Source organism: Yoonia sp. R78084, from assembly GCF_044595625.1.
GTDB lineage: Bacteria > Pseudomonadota > Alphaproteobacteria > Rhodobacterales > Rhodobacteraceae > Yoonia.
Genome location: NZ_CP138993.1, coordinates 2,787,744 through 2,810,544 on the forward strand (window position 1 = coordinate 2,787,744; position 22,801 = coordinate 2,810,544).

The window sequence follows — 22,801 nt, forward strand, 5'->3', positions numbered from 1 at the left end:
TGGGAAAAGCGTTCGCGTACTGGGTCGTCGGAACACTGAAGAGTTCCCGCCCGGAGCCATGAATGGGCAGAGATAGCTTTCGGTACGGGCATCGCCTAAGACTATGGCAAATTTCTATGTGGATTAGGTTACGCCATTGCTTGAAACGATAAACAAAACCTTCCTAAATGAGGTCATCGCGTTTACCCCACGCCGATTTGTCGACAGCCGTGGCCATTTTAGCGAAACCTATAACGCAGACACGCTGGCCCAGCACGGGATCACCACCCAGTTTGTGCAGGACAACCAGTCCTATAGCCGCGATATCGGCACCGTGCGCGGCTTGCATTTTCAAGCGCCGCCTTCTGCGCAAGCTAAACTTATTCGCGTATTGCAAGGCGTCATCTGGGATGTCGCTGTCGATATCCGCAAGGGTTCTCCCACCTATGGCCAGTGGGTCGGGTGCGAATTGTCAGCTGAGAAAGGCAACCAGTTGTTCATTCCCGAAGGCTTCCTGCACGGTTTTGTCACCCGCACAGCCGATTGCATGGTCGCCTATAAATGCTCGGCGACTTATGCGCCGGACACCGAAGGGTCTGTGCGCTTTGATGATCCTGATCTGGCGATTGATTGGGGGATTGATGTGCAAGGTGCCCATCTGTCAGACAAAGATGCAGCGGCGGTGAGCTTCGCTGCGTTTGCATCGCCGTTTGTTTACGAAGGCGCCTAACGACGGACCGATACAATATGTTGTATCCCTTTCCCAAGACCTTTTTGTAGTCACTAGCAGCGGCATTTCCCGAAGCTCATTGGCCTAAACTCAAAGGCAAAAGGATCATTAGATTTGACGGGCGCCGTTACAGACTTTGCATCCAGATCGAACGCGTGTTTGATAAACTCACAGAGTCATGACGCGTTGCTACCCTCAATGGCCACCGCCTCGGAGCATTCCTGCCGGCAATTGTCCTTGCTGGAACTGTTATATTCAGTTTATGCACCCTGAGCCTTGGCCACGCTTGAGCCTCTCTGGGTCTGATATCGTATTAAAAAATCTCGTCTGAGGACTGTGAAGATTCATGAAAGACCCAGAATTGATTTTGCTCCCAGTCCTACCGGCCAGTGTAGATGCAGAAGGGAAACTGTTTCTGACTCAAAAATACCTTGATGGAGTCGCTGAATACGCCAAAAACTGGCCTGGCCCCGTCACCACACTGGCGCGTCTGACAAATCAACCCGTTCGCGATCTTGATCCAGTCGAGGTAACTTTGGGAAACGGTCCGAATGGCATCGAGATCCGCCCTCAGGACCTTGGGCAGCTTGCATCCCGCTTAAAGGGCGCGGCTGGTGTCATGGCTTTTTTGGCGCCAGATGAGGCACCAATGCTGCAAATTTGCAACGAGATTAAGGTCCCCGTCGTCTTCGTCAGTGAATACTCACCTAAGACGGAGCGCCAGATCATGAGCGCAGAAGTGTCAAACCCCGTTATCAGAATGCGCCGCAGGGCCTGGCTACAAGGGGCCGAACGCATGCGCCGGAAGATGCTGCAGAAGTCTGCAGGTCTCCAATGCAGTGGGACCCCTACATATGACATCTATCGACCGTTGCAGTCGAACGCGCTCTTATTTTTCGACAACCGCGTACGGGAAGCAGACATCCTGTTGGATGACGCATTATCGCTAAAGACTTCAGAGATATTGAGAAAACAGCCATTGCGTTTGGTCTTTGGCGGGCGGCTAACGGCAATGAAAGGGGTTCTTGACTTGCCCCGGATTGCGAAAGCTCTGGTTAACCTCGGGGTACCGTTTTCGCTTGATATCGTCGGAGATGGCCCACTGACCGAGGAATTGAAGTCTGCAATTTCAGCACCGCCTCTCGCTAATTGCGTCGCATTGCACAGCCCCATGGATTTCCGGACTGAATGGATTCCCTATCTGAAGACCAGCGCAGACCTCTTTATTTGCCCACACCCACAAGGAGATCCATCCAGCACCTATCCTGAGGTGATGTCTTGCGGGGTTGCTATTGCTGGATATGCAAACGAAGCTTTCAGCGGTATCGTTTCTCATTCTAACTCGGGCTTCCTTAGCCCGATCGGCAAGCCGGCGCTACTGGCACAACGGATCGCTCAACTGCATGAAGACCGGCACGAACTTGCTGTTGCAATGTCACGCGCGGTAGCTTTTGCCCGCAAACATACATTTGAAGCTACCTTTGCCCGAAGAATGGATCATTTGGCCAGCTCTGTTGGGCTTGTGACTTGCCCATAAGACTTATCAGCTCGTCCTTCAACGTACTCGGCTCCGGTGATGCACTCACCCGCTCCAGTTTGGTTTACTGCGCATGATTTGCCCGTGGCGCACTTGTGCAGAAATTCGACCTAGGACCCCGTTGGCGAAAATACCTGGCCGAGGTTGCGGTGCTCCGCAATTTGTCTACCTGCTGACGATAATATTTTTTGACCTGCGATGGTTATTGATGAAGATAGCTAGATGAAGAAACAACCCGTCTATGTAACGCGTTCGAACCTCCCCGCTCTGGCAGATATAATTCCCCTGCTCGAAGAGATATGGGACCGACGGATCCTCACAAACAATGGCCCTGTGTTGCAGAGGTTTGAAAGCGCGTTGTCAGATTATCTGGGCGTAGAGCATATCTCGCTTGTGGCGAATGCTACATTAGGCACCGTTCTCGCAATGCAGCAAGCCGGGATAACCTCTGGAGAGGTGATTACAACACCGTTTTCGTTTGTAGCAACGTCTCATGCAATTAAGCTGGCGGGAGCAACGCCTGTCTTTGCGGACATCGACCCAATAACTTTGAACCTCGACCCTACGAAAATAGAAGCCTTGATAACGCCACAGACCAAGGCGCTTCTGCCGGTTCATACTTTTGGCGTGCCGTGTGATACTGACGGGCTTGCTGAGGTAGCCCATCGTCATGGTCTGAAGGTACTCTATGATGCCGCGCATGCTTTCGGTGTGCATCGCAACGGACAGTCTATTCTGCGACATGGCGAAATGTCGGTACTGAGTTTTCACGCAACAAAGGTCTTCAATACATTTGAAGGGGGCGCGGTCATCGTACGAGATCGCGAGACAAAGCTAGCCATAGATCGGTTGGCCAATTTCGGCTTTGACGCCACGGGTGCGGCCAATGCGATTGGCATGAACGCCAAGATGAATGAATTTTCTGCGGCGATCGGGCTGGCTCAGCTTTGCAGAATCGACGAAGTGCTTGCTGATCGAGCGTGTGTTGCGCAACGGTATATGGAGCAACTAAGCAACATCCGACGGCTGAGTTGTCCAAGTCCAACCGGCATCGTGGGTCACAACCACTATGCATTTCCGATTCTTGTCGGTTCCGATTTTCACGTAAGTCGCGATGAGCTACACAGCAGACTTGAGGAAGAGAACATCTTCACGCGCAAATACTTCTACCCGCTCATCTCGGATATGGAGCCCTATAAGAGCCTGGCTTCTGCTAACCCGGCCGGTTTGCCGGTTGCCCGCAAGATTGCATCTCAGATTCTCTGCCTGCCACTTTATCCTGATCTGGATATACCTACGCAGGACAGAGTGATTGAACATTTGCTGAGATACTGAATTCACCCCGATAGCGCATTTGACCACTCATCAGATAGCCAACAATTGGCGCCAAGCTAAGCGTGCAGCTAGACAGAAACGATGGCCGCGACGCGGCTACAAATGGTGACGCCCCCGTCAACCAAACGTTTTCTCTGCGGTCATTACTTTCATATTGGTCAAACAGGGTCTGGTCATAAATCAGTCTTTTTCCGGCCTGGCATTCCTCACAAACGGACAACTGATCATTGGCAACGTATCCCTAAACATGAGGATGGATTTTGGACTGCCTATCCCGTAAAACATGGTCGGACTTGGCATATATTAAGTAGAAGGTGATCTATGCATTCAGTAATTCAAATTGGGCTGACTGACGCCATAGAGTTCACTCCTCCCGACGTTTGCACAGTCGAAATTTGTGCGTGTATTGCATGGCGTCATTTTGAATGTCTTCGTTGATGTTCATTAGAGCTCACCACACTTTGTCCCTTGGATTAGCAAAGAGCTTTCCAAAGTGAAGAGAAATCACAGGTTCATTGCCAAAAGCTCCCTACACGGTTTTTCATCACCTTTCACCTATATGGATGCGACATGAAAATTCTTGTCACCGGTGGCGCAGGTTTTATTGGGTCCGCCGTTGTGCGGCAGGCGGTCGCGCAGGGGCATAGCGTTGTCAATCTGGATGCGCTGACCTATGCCGCTTGTCTGGCCAATGTCGCCAGTGTCGCGGACAGCCCGCTTTATGCGTTCGAACAGGCCGATATCTGTGACCGTGCGGCGGTGGACAATATTCTGGCCCGGCACCGCCCCGACGCGATCATGCATCTTGCTGCGGAATCCCACGTTGACCGGTCGATCGACGGGCCTGGCGCCTTTATCCAGACCAACATTACCGGCACCTACACCCTGCTTGAGGCCGCGCGCAGCTATTGGGACGCAGAAGGCAGACCCGATACATTCCGCTTTCACCACATCTCTACGGATGAGGTTTACGGCTCGCTTGGTGCCGACGGGCAATTCACCGAAGAGACACCCTACGATCCGCGCAGCCCCTATTCCGCTTCCAAAGCCGCCAGCGACCATCTGGTGCGCGCTTGGGCAGAAACTTATGGCCTGCCTGTTGTCCTGACCAATTGTTCCAACAATTACGGCCCCTATCATTTCCCCGAAAAGCTCATCCCTGTCGTGATCCTGAACGCGCTGCACGGCAAACCGATCCCGGTGTATGGCAAAGGCGAAAACGTGCGCGACTGGCTTTATGTCGAAGATCACGCAGATGCCTTGCTGACTGTCCTCGCGCGCGGGCAGTTGGGCCGCAGCTATAACATCGGGGGCGAGAACGAGGCGCGGAACATTGATCTTGTGACGAAGATTTGCGCCCTGCTCGACCAACACCGCCCCGAGGCCGCCCCTCATGCCGATCTGATCACCTATGTCACAGACCGCCCGGGCCATGACCTGCGCTATGCGATTGACCCGACCCGCATCCGCACGGAACTCGGCTGGCGGCCCTCGGTCACGCTGGAAGAAGGCCTTGCCAGAACTGTCGCATGGTATCTTGATAACTCTGACTGGTGGCAGCCGCTTCTGGATCGCGACGGTGTTGGTGCGCGATTGGGCAAGGCATGAAGGTATTGGTTTTCGGCAGAACCGGCCAAGTTGCCCGCGCGCTGATCGCCGAGGGCCCTGCTGCGGAGGTCGAGATCACCGCGCTCGGGCGCGATGCTGCCGACCTGACCAACCCCGCCGCCTGTGCCGCGATGATTGCCGCCAGTGATGCGGATGCAGTCATCAACGCCGCCGCCTATACCGCCGTGGACGCCGCCGAAACCGACGAAGCGACAGCCCGGATCGTCAACGCTGACGCCCCCACCGCAATGGCGCAGGCCTGTGCCACCAAGAATATCCCCTTCGTGCATATCTCGACCGACTATGTCTTTGACGGCAGCGCAGGTGCTGCGTGGCGACCCACAGACCCGACCGGCCCGCTTGGTGCTTACGGGCGGACCAAGCTGACGGGCGAAGAGGGTGTGACGGGCGCTGGCGGCACCTTCGCGATTCTGCGCACGGCGTGGGTCTTTGACGCGAACGGCAAGAATTTCGTCACCACCATGCTGCGGCTGTCAGAGACGCGCAATGCGCTAACCGTCGTGGCCGACCAGATCGGCGGCCCGACACCCGCCGATGCCATCGCCGCCGCCTGTTTGACCATCGCCAAGACCTTGGCCGCAGGACAGGGGGCCAGCGGCACCTACCATTTCAGCGGCGCACCCGATGTATCATGGGCCGATTTCGCACGCGCGATCTTTGACATCGCCGGCCGCGACGTGACTGTCGCCGATATCACGACCGCAGACTATCCGACCCCCGCCAAACGCCCCGCCAATTCACGGCTGGATTGCACCAGCACCGAAGCGACCTTTGGCATCGCGCGCCCTGATTGGCGCAGCGCACTTGCAAAAATGCTGACGCAACAGACCTTATCGCGTAGGACAATGTTATGAGCACACGTAAAGGACTAATCCTCGCAGGTGGCACCGGTTCGCGGCTTTGGCCGATCACCCAAGGGCTGTCGAAACAGCTTATGCCGATCTACGACAAGCCGATGATCTATTACCCGCTGTCAGTCTTGATGCTGACCGGTATCCGCGAAATCGGGATCATCACGACCCCGCAGGATCAGGCGCAGTTCCAGAACCTGCTGGGCGACGGCGCGCAATGGGGCCTACAGATCACATGGCTTGTGCAGGAAAGCCCCGATGGTCTGGCACAGGCCTATCTGATCGCCGAGGATTTCCTGGATGGCGCGCACTCGGCCATGGTGCTGGGGGATAACATTTTCTTCGGACACGGCCTGCCGGAACTGCTCTCTAGCGCAGATGCGCAGACGGAAGGTGGCACGGTCTTTGGCTACCGCGTGGCCGATCCCCAACGATACGGCGTGGTGGGGATGGATGAAACCGGCCGTGTTACACGGATTATCGAAAAGCCGGATGTGCCGCCTTCCAACTACGCGGTGACAGGGCTGTATTTCCTAGATGGCACCGCACCCGAACGCGCACGCGCCATCAAGCCCAGCACACGTGGAGAGCTGGAAATCGTCAGCTTGCTGGAAAGCTATCTGACCGAGGGTGCGCTCAAGGTCGAGACCATGGGGCGCGGCTATGCGTGGCTTGATACCGGCACCCATGGCAGCCTGCTGGACGCTGCCAATTTCGTGCGCACCCTGCAAAGCCGGCAAGGGATGCAAACCGGATGCCCCGAAGAAATTGCCTATGGCGCTGGCTGGATCACTGATGCGGAACTGATCGCGCTGGCAGATCGCTATGCCAAGACAGAATACGGGGCCTATCTGCGAGGGCTGCTCTGACATGGGCCTTGCCTATCTGATGAACACCTACCCGATCACGTCGACCACCTTTGTGCGGCGCGAAATCCACGCGCATGAGGCGGCTGGCGTGCCTGTCACCCGCTTTGCGATCCGCGATTGGGCGGAAGTCCCCGTCGATCCGCGCGACCGCGACGAGGTTGGCAAGACGACCTATATCCTCAAACAGGGGGCCTTGGCGCTGGCGGGGCGGACCGTGTCCGAGATCGTTACCAACCCGATCGGTTTTGTCCGCGCGGCAAAGACAATGCTGCATCTGGCCACACGGCCAGGCAGTACAGGTCTCCGGAACGTGGCCTATCTGGTCGAGGCTGTGTTTTTCAAGCAGGCCGCCAAAGCGAAAAATATCCATCACGTGCATGCGCATTTCTCGACCAATTCGGCGGCGGTGGCCTTGCTTGCGCGCCGGATGGGCGGCCCCAGCTACAGTTTCACGGCCCACGGCCCTGATGAATTCGACGATCCGGCTGCCAATGGCCTGCCGATGAAAGTGGCACATGCCGCCTTTGTCGCCGCGATCACCGATTACGCGCGCGATGTGATCCTGACAGCGACGGGCGGGACCGGTGCGGACAAAGTCCATGTTGTGCGCTGCGGGATTGATCTGGACGAATTCGAACTGACCCCGCCGCCGGAAAACGCACGGATTGTCTGCGTCGGCCGCCTGTGTCCGGCAAAAGCGCAGGCCCTGCTGGTCGAAGCGGTGGCGCCTCTGGTCAAAGACTTTCCGACCCTCGAACTGGTCTTTATCGGCGATGGTGAAGACCGCGCATCCATCGAAAAACGCGTTGCAGAATTGGGCCTCGAGAACCACGTGACACTGGCCGGTTGGGGCACCGGTGATGAAGTCCGCGCCGCAATTCAGGGCGCGCGCATCTTTGCCTTGCCCAGTTTCGCCGAAGGCCTGCCCATCGTCTTGATGGAAAGCCTCGCAATGGGTCGTGCGGTTGTGACCACGCGGATCACGGGAATTCCCGAACTGGTGGATGCAGAAGTCGGCTGGATCGTCAAAGCAGGCGATGTGCAAGCCCTGCAAGCCGCGGTGGCGCATGCGCTCTCGGCGGATACGGCGACATTGGCAGCAATGGGCGCGACAGGCCGTGCGCGCGTTGCAAAAGTCCATGATCAGACACAGAATGCAGCAAAGCTGCGCAGGTTTTTCCCTGACGGCTAAGGTGCCCTACTATCGCCAGATTGCGCGGGCATGGAGACACCGATGACACCACTTTCGCAAACCACCGGAACGCACAGCGCATGACAGACACAGCCGACATTGCCGTGGTCGTGATTGGGCGCAACGAGGGTGCGCGCCTGGTGGCCAGCCTTGCATCGCTGCAAGGGGTCGTGCCGCGCATCGTTTATGTGGATAGCGGGTCAACCGATAACAGCCTGCAGGCCGCACGCGACGCGGGCGCGCAGGTGGTCGAGCTGGACCTCAGCGTGCCTTTCACCGCCGCAAGGGCCCGTAACGCGGGTTTTGCGGCCCTCGATCCCGTGCCGGAATTTGTCCAGTTCATTGACGGTGATTGCATGGTCGAGCCGGGCTGGATCGCGCGCGGACTTGCCGCACTTGCCGCACATGATGACATGGGCATCGTCACCGGTTGGCGTTCAGAGTTATACCCCGATGCCAGCGTCTACAACGGACTGGCCGACTTCGAATGGCACAGGCCCGCCGGTGATATTGACGTTTGCGGTGGTGATATGCTCGTCCGTTCGGCCGTCTTTCTTGAGGTCAACGGTTTCAACCCCGGAATCATTGCCGGAGAGGATGAAGAGTTCTGCATCCGTGTCGGTAAAGCAGGATGGCGGTTGCATCGTCTGCCTGAGAAGATGACGAAACACGATGCGGATATGATGCGCTTTGGACAGTGGTGGCAGAGGGCGGTGCGCGCGGGGCACGCCTTTACCCAAGTGAGCAGGTTGCACCCTGAATATGCACGGCGCACCCGCATCCGCATTTTGGTCTTCGGCGCGATTCTTCCGCTTGTTGCGGGTGTGGGTTTCATCTTTGCACCGTGGCTGCTGGTGCCGGTCGTCTTGCTCTATCTTTTGTCCTACGTCCGCACCGTCCGCGGCTTGCAAGCCGAAGGTTTGGCTCCGGAGAAGGCCCGCCATCAGGCTGTTTTCCTCAGCCTGTCCAAAGTGCCCAATGTCATCGGCATGCTGACTTATTTCTGGCGACGGTTTCGCAACAAGGACATGGTGCTGATCGAATATAAATAGATCAGGTCAGCTTCGCACCCCCGTGCGGGGCAGGGATGTCACGACATCCCAGACGACGTTTTGCATCAGACGCGCGGCCTCTGCGCCCGGATCATCGGCAGCTGTTCCATCTGCGCGCAAAAGCTGGTGCGGCAGCCCGACAGGGCTTTGCTGATAGAGCACCGCATAATGCGTCAGCGCCATCAGATAGGCGCCATAGTCGTTGAAGTGGATGTCATCGCTGAACAGATCTTCATGGCTGGCCAAAGGCCCCACCGGTCCCTGTGCTTCCAAGGCGCGCGCGAAAGCGGCCATGACCTGACCACCGGGGATCAGGTACACCGGTTGCGGGGTCTCGGCCCGTGCAAGTGCCGGTCGCAGAATGGCATCTTCCCAGTATAGACCCAAATCCTGATCAAGACGTGTCAGCCAACCGGTCTCATCATTCAACTGGTGCCATGTCTCATAGAGATAGACTGGCAGACCGCGGGCCTGGGCCTTGTCGGTCCAGCGATAAATATAGGTTGGGCTGTCAAAATACCTGATCGCATCCTTGATCTCGACCATCTCTGTCAAAACAAGCGCATCATAATCACCGGACTCTACCGCTTCATGTGCGTCACGGTATTTTTCATGCACGTTCTCCTCGGCGAAACCGTTGATCGCAACATCCGGTTCCCAATGCGATTTCAGCGTCGCGCCCCATCCCAACTGGCTGGCATAGTCATGCCCCTCTCCCGCCAACTGTGCGAGCATCGCAGGCATATCCCGCCCCACAAGACTATGGCCGATGTGAAAGACCTGCCGCGGGCCATCAGGCTTTGGGGCGGGTTCTGCGTAGAGCGCTTCAAAGGTGTCTTTATCAAGTGGCGCAGGATCGCGCGCATAGAGGCCAAGTGCGGCCAAGACAGCGAGGGCGGGTGCAATAACAAATAACGCGATACGTTTAAACATAGGCAACAGATAGGATCAGACCGCCTTCGATCAAGATCGCACCTTTCATGTTTGCAAGGGTGGGATCACCAACAACACGAAAGGCGCCGTCGGTCATATTAAGCGTCACCGCGTCAAACCCGATGACCTTGCCGGTCAGCGGGTATTGGGCCTTATAAACAGCTTCTTTGGCACTGAAGATCATCTTTGCGGCAAGGCCCGGATCAGGTTCACCCGCAAGCCACGCGCGCTCTGCCGGGGTACAGATGACCGCGAACAGATCAGGGGTGAGTGGCGTAGCCGGTTCAATATCGACGCCAAGCGTTTGATGCTCTTCCTTCAGGGCGACAACGGATACGCAACAAGCGTCGCAATGGGCGATCGACCCTGACACCCCAGATGGCCAGATGGGTGCGCGATCAGGGCCCTGCGGGATCGCGGCGGGCGCAAACCCGATCTCGGCCATTGCAACACGCGCGGCACTGCGCCCTGCGGCAAATTCGGTGCGGCGTTTCGGGACGGCGCGGGCGACTGCGGCGGCCTCTTCATCCCAAAGCGCGGCGTCTTGGGCCGGATCAGTTACACCGATCCCGGCATGGGGGCCAAGCATTTGCCGCAGAGCCGCCCTTACGCCTTCCATCAGCGATTGCGCCTGCGCTCACGCATTTCACGGCGGCGGGCCATCGCGTCTTGGAGGGGGTCACCTGTGGATTGCGCTGCTGCGGGTGCGGCTTCTGGCGGCGGCGTTTCGGCAGCGGGTTGCGATGGTGCGGGCTTTGCGCCGACCTTTTGTGCGACGATCTTTGCCAACGCACCCAATGTCGGTGCGCGGAAAATATCGGTGATCGACAGTTTCTGCACACCCATCGACGCGCGAATTTCACGGTGAACCTGCACGGCCAGCAAGGAATGACCACCAAGATCAAAGAAGCTGTCTTTCGCCCCGATTTGCGGCACACCAAGTGTCGCAGACCAGATCGCGGCGATCCTGTCGCTGATCTCGGCCTCTGATCCCAAATCAACGGGGGCCGGAGACGCCGCAGGTGCCGCGACCGGCGCAGGTGCAGCGGGGGCCTGCCCAAGGGTGGGCGCCGGCAACGCCTTGCGGTCGATCTTCTTGTTGGGCGTCAAAGGAAAGGCATCCAGCGTAACAAAATGGCGCGGCACCATATAGTCCGGCAGGGATTGCAGCATCTCCTTGCGCAGCGCGGCCTCGTCCACCTTGCCATCGGCCAACAGATACCCGACCAGTTGCACCACCCCGGGCGTGTCCTCACGCGCCACGACCACGGATTGCTGAACCGTCTCATGCCGGTCGATCACGCTTTCGATTTCGCCCAGTTCAACGCGGTACCCGCGCAGTTTGACCTGAAAATCAGCGCGCCCCAGAAAATCAAGCCGCCCATCAGGCCGCCAGCGCGCCAGATCACCGGTGCGATACATGCGCCCATCAGCAAAGGGGTTGGGCAGAAACCGTTCGGCAGTCAGTTCATTCCGCTGGAAATAGCCCCGCGTCACACCTGCGCCGCCGATATAAAGCTCGCCCAGCACACCAACAGGAACCGGCTGCATGGCTTCATCCAGCACATAGACCTGTGTATTGGCGATCGGGGTTCCAATAGGCACGACACCCTGTCCGGCCTCTGCGGTCTGGGTGGTAGACCAGATCGTCGTTTCTGTCGGCCCATACATGTTTTCGACATGCCCGCCTGTGATCTGGCGCAGCTCATCGGCCAGCGCACTCGGCAGGGCCTCGCCCCCGACCATCATGTGTTTGATCCCCGACAGGGCTGCGCGCGCCTCGTCGTTCATCGTCAGCATTTGCGCCATGGACGGGGTGCATTGCAGATGGGTGACTTTATGGCGGGCGATCTGGGCCGCGATGGAATAATCACCCTGTGCGACCTGCTGATTGCTGGCCGCCACGACCTTTGCCAGCGGCTTCAGTCCCTCCAGCACATGATCAACGTCAATACCGTAATCAATCAGGCAGGCAACCTCGGTCACGCCAATGGCCTTGACCTCTTTGACGCGTTTAATGGCATCCTCGACCGTGCCGAACAGCCCGCTGTCGTTGAAATAGCGCTCGAAGGCGAATTCCAGAATGCCGTCCATCTCGTCCTCGTCGAGCGAGCCAAGATCAATCTGCATCGGGTTTTCGACGCCTTTGGGCTTTTTGAACGCGGGAAAGGCCCACGCATATTGCTTGATCAGACCAGCGGCAGCGCGCAGGTAGTCCTTCATCGGCTCACGGGCGATTTCGCGGGCGTGGTCGCGGGTGTCTGACAGGAAGCTGTGCAGCATCAGGGTGACGGAAAAATCGTCGGGGTTGTGGCCCGCCGCGCGCAAGGCATCATGATAGATCACGATCTTTTCGGCCACTTCGCCCACGCTCTGCCCCAGAAGGTGGGTGAGCACGTTGCAACCGTTGGTCCCCGCCTCTTTCCACGTCTCGGGGTTGCCTGCGGTCGTGACCCACACGTTCAGTTTCTTTGAAACAGGGCGCGGCTGCGTGACGACACCGTGCATCTCGCCGTTCGCACGCGGGAATTCCACGGCTTCACCAGCCCAGAGTTTGCGCAAATCGCGGATCGCATCAAACATCGCGGGTTTGTTCTTGGGTGGCGTGTTTTCGGGCCGCAGCACAAAATCATCGGGCTGCCAGCCAGAGGCAATGGCAAGCCCCGTCCGCCCGTTTGTGAGGTTATCAATCACCGCCCATTCTTCGGCGATCCGTGCCGTGTGATGCAGAGGCGCCACGCAAGACCCCGCACGCACCGCTAAATTCTTGGTCACGGCAGCAACGGCGGCACCCGTCACAGACGGGTTCGGGTAAGGCCCACCAAAAGCGTGGAAATGCCGCTCGGGCGTCCAGACAGCGCAGAACCCGCTATCGTCAGCGAACTGCGCGCCTTCCAACAGTGAGCGGTATTTATCGCGCCCGATCCCGTCATCATTGCCCCAGTAAAACAGGCTGAAGTCCATGCCGACACCCGGCGTGCTGCCTTCACCTGCGACCAGTGCACGGCTTTCGTCGCCCGAGATTACAAGCTTGAACCCCCGCGCGAGGGTCCAGAACAGCTCCAGCACCGAAATATCAAACGACAGTGATGTGACCGCCATCCACACACCGGGCGGATCATGCGCAATGCGGTCGTCCATGCCGGTAAAGAAATTCGCGACATTGCGGTGTTCGACCATCACGCCTTTCGGCTTACCGGTCGAGCCTGAGGTATAGATCATATAGGCCAGATGCGCGCCGGTGACGCCGCTGTCAGGATTGCCCGTCTCGGTCCCTGCGGGAAAGGCATCAACCAGCACCGTTTCAGCATCGGAGGGCGGTAGATCGGCGGCAAGGGCGCTGTCGGTGACGATCACCTTCGTGCCGCTGTCTGCGATAAAATGGGCTGTCCGGTCGGCGGGATAGGCAGGGTCCATCGGCAGATAGGCACCGCCCGCTTTCATGATCGCCAAGGCCCCGATCAAAAGCGCCGACGAGCGCCGCAGGTGTAGACCGACAATCGCGTCAGGGCCAACGCCCTTTGCGCGCAGCACATGAGCCAGCGCATTGGCGCGGGTGTTCAGTTCCGCATAGGTCAGGCTTTCGCCCTCAAAGGCCAGTGCCTCGGCATCAGGGGTGCGGGCGACCTGCGCCTCGAACGCCTGATGGATGCACAGGTCGGCAGGGTAGTCCGTGGCGGTCGCGTTCCAGTCATAAAGAACGGTCTGCCGCTCTGCCTCGGAAAGGATCGCCGGGGCCGCGCCCTTGGCGATCTGGGCTGCCATATGATCAAGGCGCGCAGCCATCAGTCGGGCGGTTGCCGCGCTCAACTTGCCCCTATCGGCGTAGAGCATGTTCCCCGCCACTGTCAGGGCGGTCCCGTTGATGTGGCCTTGTGACGACAGCCCCAAGGCAGGCATCGCGACACCGCCGGGAATACGGGCGCAAAGATCGGCGGCAAAAGGGCCACGGGCCGCCGCCGCACCCATGTCATCCCCTGCTCCAACGGGCACCCAGTCGTTCAGATAACCGGGATGTTCATGGGCTACGCCCAGCGCCAGCGTGACAGATTCATCGGACAACGCGGCCCCCAACGCCCCAAGCGCGCGGGCCAAATCAGCGGCATCACCCGTCAACGGCAGGCTGATAACCTCGCCTTCACCCGCGCCCATGTCGATCAGCGGCAGGTTGGCAGGGGTCATCGCCGCAAGCGTTTTGCGCCATGTCCCCTCGTGTTTCAGTGTGTCTTTGAGCGCTGCGGTCAGCGCCGCGCCTTCTTCGGGTGTCAGCTTTGGCAGCACATCGCCAACTTGCGCAACATCTGCGACAGCGACAGCGCGCCCCACCGCATCGCGCAACCCCCGCAGGGTGACAGGCGCGGTGGCAGTTGCAACGGTGAGACTGTCATCGCCCACGGCAATCACCGAGCCGGGTGCCGCATCAGACGCAGTTTTTTCAGCAGCCGCTTTCGCCACAAGAAACACCCCAGCGTCCGTCGCGATCTTGGGGCAGGTCAGCGGGTTCCAATAGTCACCGTGGTCCAGCGCATGCACCAGCGTCGTGATCTTGCGCGCAGTTTGGGTGAAATCCAGACGGGCGGCGTTGGCTGGCCTGTCATTCTTGGCGAAATAGGTGCGCTGCGTCAGGTCTTGTGCTGTCACGACAGGGGCGTCACTGGCCAGCTTGTCGATCACCGTGGCGAAACTGTCGATCGCGGCGGCATAGCATTTTGCATTCAGCGTCAGAACGTTTTCATCGGGGGCCACATCAAAAAAGCTTTGCGCCAGCAGCCTGCCTTCATCCACGCCGCCTTCGATCAAATGCCAGCTGATGCCGTACTCGGCCTCACCTGCCAAGAGCGCCCAAACCGGCGCATTCAGGCCCGCATAGCGCGGCAAAGGACCATCATGGAAATTTGCCGCCCCGCGCGCGGGCAGCGCCAGCACGGCATCGGGGATCATATCAAGGTTGGCGATGGATAAGAGCCAGTCAAAAGATAGGTCCGACAGGGCCGCTACCAGATCATCGTCAGAGGACACAACCGGCAGGCCCGCATCCCGCGCCCATGCGGCCACATCCGTGTTACGCGTCACAACCGCAACAAGCGTATGGCCCGCATCACGCAGCATCTCGCCACATTGAATGGCAAGGGATTCGTTTCCGATGATGACCGCGCGAAATGTGGACATGTCACTCTTCTCCGGTTTGCGGTCGCAGATCAGGCTGCCCGCGCGTAGGTTTGAACATTGCGGCAAGATCATGCGCGGCCATGGTCCGCAGGAAATGCGGGGCCGCCCCATGGCCTTTGCCGGTCAATTTACAGCGCAGCCAGTGCAGGCCGCCGCCCGTCAAATGCAGGATCGTGGCACAGGCGGCATAAGCACGCCCGTGATTCTTGGCGAAGTAATACCAGCGCGAATCGAACCAGTAGTCCGGCACGCGCTTCCATTCCTTCATTCCGGTTGAAACCGATCCCAGATGTGTGACCACGCTATCTGCAAGAAACATGCCCTGATGCCCCGCTTTTTGCACACGGCGGCACAGATCTGTTTCCTCGAAATACAAAAAAAATGTCTCGTCAAACAACCCGACTTCATCCAGAACGTCCTGCCGGATCATCATGCTGGCACCGGCCAGCCAATCGACAGGGGCTGTCTCGGTCAACTCTCTGGGCACCCGATAGGATTTCAAAACCTTGCTGACAGGGCCGAAATGGATGGACCCTTCCAATTCGCTCCATACCGAGGGGAATCGAAAAGTCGTGGTGTGCTGCAGACCGTCTTCACCGGCGATGAAGCTACCGGCGAAACCGGTGCTTGGGGTCGTGTTCAGATGGTCATACAGCACACGGATCGCATCGGGTTTGGGAAAGGCGTCCGAGTTCAGGATATAGACGTAATCCGGCCTGCCACCATCCGACAGCCCCGCACGAATACCAACGTTATTGCCCGCGCCAAAGCCGCCGTTGCGGCCCGACTGGATCACACGGGTCCTGTCCCAGCCCGCAGAGACGACATGCGCCGCCATCGTCTCGAATGATCCGTCCTGACTGTCATTATCGACAATCACAATCTCGCCCGGCAAACCCTGCATCGCCACCCGCGCGGCGTCTGCCGCTTCCAGCGTCATCTGTGCTGTCTTATAATTCAGCACGATTGTCAGGATGCTTGGATCAGACATCTATTCAGCGGCTTCCCTGTAATTGGTCGCCACTCCCGCCGGCCGTTCAAGATAGCGGCGGATGCGGGCAGCCAGCACGCGCACATTGGGTTCAAGCACCATGCTGTCATGGTCCCCGGGCACCTCGAAAACCTCTAACTCCGGAACAAACTTGGTCCAGTCGTTGTCAGGATAAAGATAGGTGCGCTCGGAACTGATCAGGCGATCGCCAACGGTCCATTTCGGCACCAAAGGCGGGCGGAACAGTGCCATCGTCCCGTCCCAAGGTTTGACCTGATAGGCGCCGACACTTTCCAGGAACGCATCCTGAATCGCCAGATTATGAAATTGTTGACCTTCCTCGGCGGTCTCTTCGCGGCCTTTTCGTTTCGCGATCTCCCATGCGACCCGCGACTTGAACCAGTTCACCAGATACATCGGACCGCCGCGCTGGATATCCTGCAATTTCGTGCGTAAACGATCGCCGCGATCCATGATTGGGCGGACAGGCAAGGGCGTGTCCAACAACACAAGTGCGGCAATCTCTTCACCCTGCGCGCGCAGCTGGTGGGCAATTTCATAGGCCGTAATGCCGCCACCGGAAAAACCGCCCAAGTGATAGGGACCATGCGGCTGCACCTGCCGCATCTCGGCAATATAGTCGGCGGCAGCGGCTTCAATCGTGCGGTGCGGTTCTTCGTCGCCCAGAAGGCCGCGCGCCTGCAAGCCATAGAACGGACGGTCGCTGCCGATCAGATGGGCCAGATGGCGCAGGTTCAACACGTTACCGAACATCCCCGCCACAAGGAAGAACGGCGGTTTGCGCCCGCCTTCTCCCTGATGCATTGGCACCAGATGGGTAAAGCGCCGCGTAGGCGCTTTGGGGGCGTCGGCTGGCGCATCCTCGCCCTCTACGGTGACACCGCGTGCGGCAATCAGCGCCGCACATTTGCGGATTGTCGGGGCCTCGAACAAAACCGAGATCGGGAAATCGACCGCGAATGCTTTGCGGGTTTGCGCAAAGAGCCGCACCGCGATCAGGGAATGCCCGCCAAGATCAAAGAAACTGTCCTCGGCGCCGATCTGATCGACCCCCAGAAGATCCTGCCAGAACCCTGCGAGCCGCTCTTCGATCGGACCTTCAGGTGCAACATAGTCACTATCGAGTTGCGGACGCGAGAATTTCTGTCCGTCTTCGGCATCATCGTCATCGCTCTGGCCCGCCTGCGCAATCAGTGCATCCAGATCAAGCGATGACAGGATCACCTGCTGGTGCGGGCTGATGAGCGCACGCAGGAACAGGTCCGCACCTTCCTCTGCGCGGATGCCTTGGGACAGATTATGGCGCAGCCGTTCTTCGGCAGGTGACAAGGGTCGTACCACATCATCCTGCCCCGCCTTTGCGGGGGCGGGTTCTTGCGCGCCAAAACCTGTCATCTCGGCCATCTTGCGGATCGTAAAGCCGTTGATGTCGACACAGACCGTCCCATCCGGCGCGGCCAGCGTGATATCAAAACTGGCGATTTCGCTGTCTGACGTGTTGTCGCGCGCGTTGCGCACCCAACTGACCACCTGTGTGGGCAGCGGGGCATAGACCTTGACCGACCGATAGGACACCGGCACCCAAAGGTGCTGCGCGGTATAGCCTTTGATCAGCTTCATAGCCCAGCCCGTGGCCAGATCCAACATGCCGGGATGCAGCAAATAACCTGCCTCTGCATCCCCCGCCGCGGCTTGCGGCAGCGCGAGCGTGGCAAGCCCCTCATCATCGCCAAGGGCCGTGGATTGCAGGACCCGCCAGCGCGGGCCGAATTTCAAATGCGCCTCTTGCGGTGACGCAATCCAGCCCAGTTCACCCGCTTCAATCGGCGGCGCACAGCGCGCGGCAATGGCGGCAATATCCAGCGGCGCAGGCGCACCCATTGGTAATATCTGCAAACTGGCCTGTGCGTTCTGGGCAAAGGCACCATCCGTGCCGCTTTCGACCAAAAACTCATAGCCTGCTTCACTGCGCGGCAAGGTCAGACGCAGGTCCACCGATCCGCTATCACCCACCGCAAAGGGGCGCAGGAAATAGAGGTCACGGATCTCAAAGGCCGCCGTTTCACCCATGCTTTGCAAGGCCTCAGCGGCCATTTCCAGATATCCGGTGCCGGGAACAAGCGCGTCACCCGCCTTGGTGCGGTGCTCATTCAGAAACCAGCGGTCGGCCACGGTGTATGTCGCGGTAAAGACACGCGCGCCCGCACGGTCAAACGTCGCGTGATCCAGCATTGGTGCGCTGACATCGGTCACTTCTGCGGGGGCAGCGGCGCCTGTGCGTTCTTCCATCGCATCCGCAGCCATGCCCACATCGGCCCAGATACCCCAGTTGATCGCACGCACCATTGTCGCACCGCCGCTGCGCGATTTGGCGTAGGCGTTCAGGTATTCGTTGGCGGCCACATAATCGACCTGCCCGATGGGTGCCGTCGCAGTTGAACTTGAGGCGAAAAGCACAAGCCAGTCCAGATCGCCGTCAGGGAACACCTCGTCTAGCACTTGGGTGCCGTGGATTTTCGGGGCGAAGACGTCTTCGATGCTGGTCACATCCTTGGCCATGATCGGCGCGTCGTCGATGTGGCCAGCGGCATGGATCACCCCGTTGATCGGCCCGAAAGCGGCCTCAACCTGCGCGCGGGCCTCACGGATATCCTCGACGTTGCTCACATCCGCTGCGACCGAGAGGATCTCACCGCCCAGCGCCTCAAGCGCCTGCACCGCCTTGATGCGCCGCGCGAGTGACGCAGTTGGTGGGGTATTTCTCAGCGTCGTCTCCCATGCATCACGCGGCGGCAAAGCACTCCGCGACAGAAGCGCAATCCGCGCACCGCAGCGTTTGATCAGCGCCTCGGCCAGCGTCAGGCCGATGCCACCAAAACCACCGGTGATCAGATAGACACCTTTGTCTTTCAACACAGGCAAAGGGCCATCATCAGGCAAATCCGTCAGCGCCGCAGGTTTATAGGTCAGGGCAAACCGTTTACCCGCACGCACCAATGCGGTGCCATTGCCCGGATCGGCCAGCGCATCCTCAAGGATATGGCCCACCAAACGGTCGGTATCGGCCTTGGCCAGCCGGCGCTTCTTGCGCGCCTCGGGCTGGGGCAGTTCAAGATCAAGCGTCGCGACCGTCAGATGCGGAAATTCACGCGGGATCACCCGTGCAGGCCCTGCAAGCGTGGCTTTCTCAGGATGCGGCAGAGCCTCACCTTTATGCTGGGCGGCGCCGTTGGAGAGCACAGTCATGTGGATATCGCCAGGCAAATCCTCGCCCCCAATCGCTTGGGCAAGGAAGAACAGGCTATAGAACCCCTGTTCCTGCACGCGGTGGAAAAAGCTTGAACCGGGGCGGAAACTCTCATCCGCCGTCATCATCCAGCCGTGCAGAATACGGGTCGGGATCAGATCGCGGGTGTTGAGATCGGCAATCAGCAGATCATAGCCTTCGCGCCCGCGTTCAGGGGCAAGGAAATACCCGCCCTCGCCATCACGCGCAAAAGTATCACCGGGGCGCACCGTGATCACGTCATGCCCTGCGTCGCGCAACCTTTCAGCGGCGGCGGCGCACAGGCCCGCATCATCGGCAAAGACCAGCCATATCTGTTTTTCCGCCTCGGACAGATCACCGGTCACATCCACATCGCAGGCCGCATAGCGCGGCAACCATGCAGGGCGGTAGCCCCATTCATCGGGCGGTGTATTGCGGGTCAGCCATTCGCTGGCCTCATCTGTGGTCACTGTGCCGGGTTCGATGAAATACGCGGCGTGCTGGAACGCGTAGGTCGGCAGCGGGACGCGCAAACGCCGCGCGTCGCCCCAGATTTGGCCCCAGTCAAAGGTGCCGCCCACGGCCCAGACACGGCCCAGCATCGCCATGAAATACGCATCATCCGCGATGTGATCCTTGGGGTGACGCAGGCTCGAAATCACCTGATTTGCGGTCACCTTGCCGTGCTGGCCCGCCAGCGAAGACATCGCCTTGCCGGGGCCGACTTCGATAAAGACGCGCGCGTCCTTTTCGGCCAGCGTGGTCAGGCAATCGGCAAAGCGCACCGTGCCGCGCAAATGGCCGACCCAATATTCGGGGTCCTGCGCCTGTTCATCGGTGATGAATGCGCCCGTGCGATTGGACGTGAACGGGATCTTCGGGGCATGCAGCTCAATCGACCGCAGGTAATCGCCGAAATCCTTCAGGATCGGGTCAAGCATCCGCGAATGTGCGGCGATATCAATCGGAATGCGCTGGCAGTCGATATCCTTGGCCTTCAGCCGCGCCTCAAGATCATCGAGCGCTGATTGCGGACCAGTGGCGACGCTGAGTGACGGGGCGTTCACAGCCCCCAAATCCAGATCATCGCCCAGGAGCGGTTCCAACTGATCCGCAGGTAGTGCAATCGACAACATGCCGCCCGCAGGAACGGTATCAAAGAGCTTGCCGCGCAAATGCACCAGTCCGATGCAGTCCTCGAAAGACATGACACCGGCGACACAGGCGGCGGTGTTTTCACCCATCGAATGACCGGTCAGGGCGGCAGGCTGCACACCCCAGCTCATCCAAAGTTGCGCCAGCGCATACTCCACGATCATGATCAGCGGCAATTGCACGGAAGGTTGGGTCAGCTTCGCATCAGCGGCGGCTTCCTGCCCTAGTTCGGGCAGCCAAAGCGCGCGGATATCGTAATCCAGCTTGGGTTGCAGGATGGCCAGACCCTGATCCATCCATTCCGCAAAGACAGGCTCGGTCTCGTAAAGGTCCCGCGCCATGCCCGCGTATTGCGCGCCACCACCGGGGAACATGAAAACATAATCGGGGTCTTCACCCACGACCGTATGACTGAACGCGCGGCGGGGGTCGTTTGCTTCAAGCTGGGCTGCCGCGTCTTCATGGGTTTCGGCTACAATCACGCGGCGGCGCTCAAACGCGCGACGCCCCTTTTGCAGGGTCCATGCCACGTCAGCAAGCGGCTGGTCAGGGTTTGCGCGCAGGTGCGCGGCCAGCGCGGCGCAATTGGCATCAAGTGCGGCCTTGTTACGCCCCGAGACCGTGAGGATCTGGAACGGCCAATCCGACGCGTCTGATGGCGGCAATTCTGGCGCTTCCTGTAACACGACATGGGCGTTGGTCCCGCCCACACCCAGCGAATTCACACCGGCGCGCCTTGGCCCTTTATGGCTGACCCAATCGGTCAGCCTGTCATTCACGCGAAAAGGCGAGGTTTCGAAATCAATCGCAGGATTGGGCTTTTCATAGCCCAGCGATGCAGGGATCTGCTTGTGATGCAGCGCAAGCGAGGTCTTGATCAGACTGGCCACGCCCGCCGCCGTATCCAGATGGCCGATGTTGGTCTTGACCGACCCGATCCGGCAAAACCCCACCTCGTCCGTGGTTTCCTGAAAGGCCTGCGTGAGTGCGGCAACCTCGATCGGGTCGCCCAGATAGGTGCCTGTGCCGTGGCACTCGATATAGTCGATGGTGTCAGCAGGGGTTTCGGCAATCATCTGCGCTTCGGCAATTGCCTCGGCCTGTCCATCAACGGATGGGGCAAGATAGCCGGCCTTGGCCGCGCCATCGTTGTTGATTGCCGAACCCTTGATGACAGCCCAGATATGATCACCGTCGGCAATCGCATCTTTCAGGCGGCGCAACACAACCACACCCGCACCAGACCCGAAAACCGTGCCTTGCGCGCGATGGTCAAAAGCGTGGCAATGGCCGTCAGGCGACAGCACCTCGCCCTCTTTGTAGATGTACCCGCGGTCCTGTGGCAGTTCGATCGTGACACCGCCCGCAAGTGCCATGTCACATTCACCCGAGAGCAGTGCTTGCGTGGCATAATGGGTGGCTACCAAAGAGGTGGAACAGGCAGTCTGCACGTTCACACTCGGCCCTTTGAGATCAAAAATATGGCTCAGGCGCGTGGAGAGGAAATCCTTGTCGTTGCCGGTGTGACGCAGCAGGAACATCCCCACATTGTCGACCAGTTTCGGGTTCGAGCAGATGTTGAAATAGAAATAGCTGCCCATGCCGCAGCCCGCAAAAACACCAATCGGGCCTTTCGCGTTTTCCGGCATATGGCCTGCGTTTTCCATGGCCTCCCACGCCACCTCAAGGAAACGGCGGTGCTGCGGGTCCATGATGGCGGCTTCTTTGGCGGAGAGGCCAAAAAATTCTGTGTCAAAGTCCTGATAGCCTGACAGCGGGGCCGCAGCAGGCACGTAATCAGGCCGGTTCAGGCGATGCGCGGCCTCGCCCGCCGCCAGCAATTCTTCCTTGCTGTAATGGCGGATTGATTCGATGCCGTTTTTCAGATTGTCCCAATAGGCCGCAACCGTATCTGCACCAGGTAAATGCGCAGCCATGCCGACAATGGCGATGTCAGTTTCGGCGAAATCGATATCATCTCGTGATAGGGGCAACAGAACTACCAAACAGCCTCAGGAACAGAAGCATTACAAATACCAGCAACAATAGGCAAAATTATGTCAGTTTTCTTGATGTCACAAGCAGGTAAA

13 protein-coding genes are annotated in these 22,801 nt (G+C 58.9%); 8 read left to right on the forward strand and 5 right to left on the reverse strand.

Translation table 11 applies throughout. The features are described from left to right. The first annotated feature begins 136 nt into the window (after positions 1-136). The 8 genes from rfbC to SJY29_RS14080 all read left to right on the forward strand — a co-directional run bounded on the left by rfbC (position 137) and on the right by SJY29_RS14080 (position 9,174). On the forward strand, positions 137-709 hold the full coding sequence (gene rfbC, locus SJY29_RS14045) for a dTDP-4-dehydrorhamnose 3,5-epimerase (protein ID WP_400083914.1): 573 nt from the start codon (positions 137-139) through the stop codon (positions 707-709). A 346-nt stretch (positions 710-1,055) separates the two neighbouring features. Next, complete coding sequence (locus tag SJY29_RS14050; RefSeq protein WP_400083916.1) at positions 1,056-2,246, forward strand: glycosyltransferase; 1,191 nt, start codon at positions 1,056-1,058, stop codon at positions 2,244-2,246. 222 nt (positions 2,247-2,468) lie between these two features. Next, a complete protein-coding gene (locus SJY29_RS14055) occupies positions 2,469-3,581 on the forward strand; it encodes a DegT/DnrJ/EryC1/StrS family aminotransferase (RefSeq protein ID WP_400083918.1) in 1,113 nt (370 codons plus the stop codon). Between the two features lie 570 nt (positions 3,582-4,151). Further along, entirely contained in the window at positions 4,152-5,189 is a 1,038-nt protein-coding gene (rfbB, locus tag SJY29_RS14060; protein ID WP_400083920.1) for a dTDP-glucose 4,6-dehydratase, read from the forward strand. Beyond that, positions 5,186-6,064, forward strand: a complete 879-nt coding sequence (rfbD, locus tag SJY29_RS14065; protein ID WP_400083922.1) for a dTDP-4-dehydrorhamnose reductase — start codon at positions 5,186-5,188, stop codon at positions 6,062-6,064. The genes rfbB and rfbD overlap by 4 nt, the downstream gene beginning before the upstream one ends. After that, positions 6,061-6,930, forward strand: coding sequence for a glucose-1-phosphate thymidylyltransferase RfbA (rfbA, locus tag SJY29_RS14070; protein ID WP_400083924.1), 870 nt, complete (start codon positions 6,061-6,063; stop codon positions 6,928-6,930). The genes rfbD and rfbA overlap by 4 nt, the downstream gene beginning before the upstream one ends. Position 6,931: 1 nt before the next feature. Beyond that, positions 6,932-8,122 (forward strand): glycosyltransferase family 4 protein, encoded by a 1,191-nt coding sequence (locus SJY29_RS14075; RefSeq protein WP_400083926.1) that lies wholly within the window; start codon positions 6,932-6,934, stop codon positions 8,120-8,122. An 80-nt stretch (positions 8,123-8,202) separates the two neighbouring features. Then, positions 8,203-9,174: a glycosyltransferase gene (locus SJY29_RS14080; RefSeq protein ID WP_400083928.1), complete on the forward strand. Its 972-nt coding sequence runs from the start codon at positions 8,203-8,205 to the stop codon at positions 9,172-9,174. 6 nt (positions 9,175-9,180) lie between these two features. Here SJY29_RS14080 and SJY29_RS14085 read toward each other — a convergent pair whose 3' ends face one another. Genes SJY29_RS14085 through SJY29_RS14105 form a run of 5 tightly spaced genes read right to left on the reverse strand, consistent with a single transcriptional unit; the run spans position 9,181 to position 22,708 of the window. Next, positions 9,181-10,107 carry a hypothetical protein gene (locus SJY29_RS14085; protein ID WP_400083929.1) on the reverse strand — a complete coding sequence of 309 codons (927 nt, stop codon included), beginning with the start codon at positions 10,105-10,107 and terminating at the stop codon, positions 9,181-9,183. Next, positions 10,100-10,726 carry a 4'-phosphopantetheinyl transferase gene (locus SJY29_RS14090; RefSeq protein WP_400083931.1) on the reverse strand — a complete coding sequence of 209 codons (627 nt, stop codon included), beginning with the start codon at positions 10,724-10,726 and terminating at the stop codon, positions 10,100-10,102. The genes SJY29_RS14085 and SJY29_RS14090 overlap by 8 nt, the downstream gene beginning before the upstream one ends. Continuing rightward, a complete protein-coding gene (locus SJY29_RS14095) occupies positions 10,726-15,276 on the reverse strand; it encodes a MupA/Atu3671 family FMN-dependent luciferase-like monooxygenase (protein ID WP_400083933.1) in 4,551 nt (1,516 codons plus the stop codon). Before SJY29_RS14095 ends, SJY29_RS14090 begins: the two co-directional genes overlap by 1 nt. A 1-nt stretch (position 15,277) precedes the next feature. Then, complete coding sequence (locus tag SJY29_RS14100) at positions 15,278-16,267, reverse strand: glycosyltransferase family 2 protein (protein WP_400083934.1); 990 nt, start codon at positions 16,265-16,267, stop codon at positions 15,278-15,280. Further along, positions 16,268-22,708 (reverse strand): type I polyketide synthase, encoded by a 6,441-nt coding sequence (locus tag SJY29_RS14105; protein ID WP_400088940.1) that lies wholly within the window; start codon positions 22,706-22,708, stop codon positions 16,268-16,270. Positions 22,709-22,801: the final 93 nt, after the last annotated feature.

Excerpts from the sequence above, each read along its gene's own strand:
- SJY29_RS14095 (WP_400083933.1), bottom strand. The coding sequence starts at position 15,276 with ATGTCCACATTTCGCGCGGTCATCATCGGAAACGAATCCCTTGCCATT.
- SJY29_RS14050 (WP_400083916.1), top strand. The coding sequence starts at position 1,056 with ATGAAAGACCCAGAATTGATTTTGCTCCCAGTCCTACCGGCCAGTGTA.
- rfbD (WP_400083922.1), top strand. The coding sequence starts at position 5,186 with ATGAAGGTATTGGTTTTCGGCAGAACCGGCCAAGTTGCCCGCGCGCTG.
- SJY29_RS14085 (WP_400083929.1), bottom strand. The coding sequence starts at position 10,107 with ATGTTTAAACGTATCGCGTTATTTGTTATTGCACCCGCCCTCGCTGTC.
- rfbA (WP_400083924.1), top strand. The coding sequence starts at position 6,061 with ATGAGCACACGTAAAGGACTAATCCTCGCAGGTGGCACCGGTTCGCGG.
- SJY29_RS14100 (WP_400083934.1), bottom strand. The coding sequence starts at position 16,267 with ATGTCTGATCCAAGCATCCTGACAATCGTGCTGAATTATAAGACAGCA.
- SJY29_RS14090 (WP_400083931.1), bottom strand. The coding sequence starts at position 10,726 with ATGGAAGGCGTAAGGGCGGCTCTGCGGCAAATGCTTGGCCCCCATGCC.
- SJY29_RS14055 (WP_400083918.1), top strand. The coding sequence starts at position 2,469 with ATGAAGAAACAACCCGTCTATGTAACGCGTTCGAACCTCCCCGCTCTG.
- rfbB (WP_400083920.1), top strand. The coding sequence starts at position 4,152 with ATGAAAATTCTTGTCACCGGTGGCGCAGGTTTTATTGGGTCCGCCGTT.
- SJY29_RS14080 (WP_400083928.1), top strand. The coding sequence starts at position 8,203 with ATGACAGACACAGCCGACATTGCCGTGGTCGTGATTGGGCGCAACGAG.
- SJY29_RS14075 (WP_400083926.1), top strand. The coding sequence starts at position 6,932 with ATGGGCCTTGCCTATCTGATGAACACCTACCCGATCACGTCGACCACC.